Source organism: Gilliamella sp. B3892 (genome assembly GCF_026536305.1).
Taxonomy (GTDB): Bacteria; Pseudomonadota; Gammaproteobacteria; order Enterobacterales; family Orbaceae; genus Gilliamella.
On record NZ_JAFNOK010000021.1, the window covers coordinates 3,904 to 5,633 of the forward strand.

The 1,730-nt window shown below is 42.7% G+C and carries 1 protein-coding gene; it reads left to right on the forward strand.

Annotated features, from left to right (window positions below):
• On the forward strand, nucleotides 1–1,730 hold a 1,730-nt coding region (locus J3U74_RS12195; RefSeq protein ID WP_267396040.1), incomplete at both ends, for a beta strand repeat-containing protein.

Sequence of the window (1,730 nt, forward strand, 5' to 3'; positions counted from 1 at the left end):
AGTGTTATTGATAATGCATTAAATACGAATATTTTAGATCATCAAATATTTGAGCAGGCTCAATTAAACGATACCGCTCGTCAACCCACAACCGTTGAAAATACCCATCAACATGTTGATATTAATCAGCCTGTTCAAGATTCAGCTAAGCAACACGAAAAACAGATTGATAACCCGCATTTTGGGCACGATAACACCACGGCGGTTAACGCGACAATCGATAAACAGGAGGTTATCACCTCTGCAAATACCCCTGTCGATAATAATATTGATGACCATTTAAATCAGCAAAGCCAACAGGCAGATCATGCCGATTTAGCCACCGCCGATAAGGATATCACCCCGCCTAAAACTATCAGCATTTATGAGCCTAATTTAACCCTGCCGGATAACAGTTTATGGATCGTCAATAAAGATACCGATAAAAATTATATTATTGAAACCGACCCTAACTTTACTCAGCGTAAGAAATGGTTAAGTTCAGACTATATGTTAAGTCGCTTAAAAGCCGATCCGGACTCGGTGCTTAAGCGCTTAGGTGACGGTTATTATGAACAACAACTGATTAAGGAACAAATCGTTGGTTTGACCGGTCATCGCTATTTGCAAGGCTATGAAAATGATTTAGCGCAGTATCAAGCCTTAATGGATGCCGGTATTAGCTTTGCTAATCAATACGGTATTGCGCCGGGGGTGGAGCTGTCTGCTGAGCAGATGAAAGCGTTAACCACTGATATGGTCTTGTTGGTGAAAAAGCAGGTGGTCATTAATAATCAAGCTATCGATGTTTTAGTGCCGCAGGTTTACATTGTTAACCGCACTGAGCTCAGCCATGACGGTGCGTTAATTGCCGGTGATAATGTCTTTATTAAAGGTCAGACGCTTAATAGCAGTGGATTAATTAATGCGAAAAAAGATATTCAGTTATCCGGCAATAATGTCACCAATAGTGGCACGGTATTCGGTGAGCGGGTGGCAATCGATGCAAAAAATGATATTACCAATTACGGGAAGTTAGTCGGTGATAAGCTGGTCTATTTATCTGCCGATAATGATATCAATCTTCTGTCCAGTACCCGCACGCAAATCCGTGGCAATAATGTCACCACCAATATCGACCAGGCCAGTATCATTCAGGTGAATAATGGCAATATTGTTATCGATGCCGGGCATGATATTCATGCTAAAGCCGGCTGGATTATTAATAATGCCGATACAGGCAATACGTCGTTGCACGCCGGTCATGATATTCGCTTTACTGCCGCTGAGATTGAAGAGAAGTTAGATTTAGGTGGCGGCAAACATTATCGTAAAAGCCATGAACACAATGTCGTTGGCAGTGAAATCAGTGCCGCCAATAATGTGACGTTAAGTGCCGGGCATGATATTGATGCCAAAACGGTCGATATCTCTGCCGGTAAGCAATTAGGGCTTTATGCGGATAATGATATCGCTATCGGGACGTCGTCGGAGCGATTTGAGTTAGATGAGTTTCATAAGAGTTCAAGCAAAGGCTTTTTAAATAAAACGACCACCACCACGCAGACGCAAATCAATAATACTACCGAAAAAGGCAGTCAGCTCTATGGCGATAGTGTCACCATTGCCGCCGGGAATAATGTCAGTGTCACCGGTAGTCAGGTGGTCGGTACTCACGATGTCAATCTGAAGGCGAGCAATAATATTGATATTGATGCCGCCGAGGAGTCTTATTACCGTAAACAAGAGAC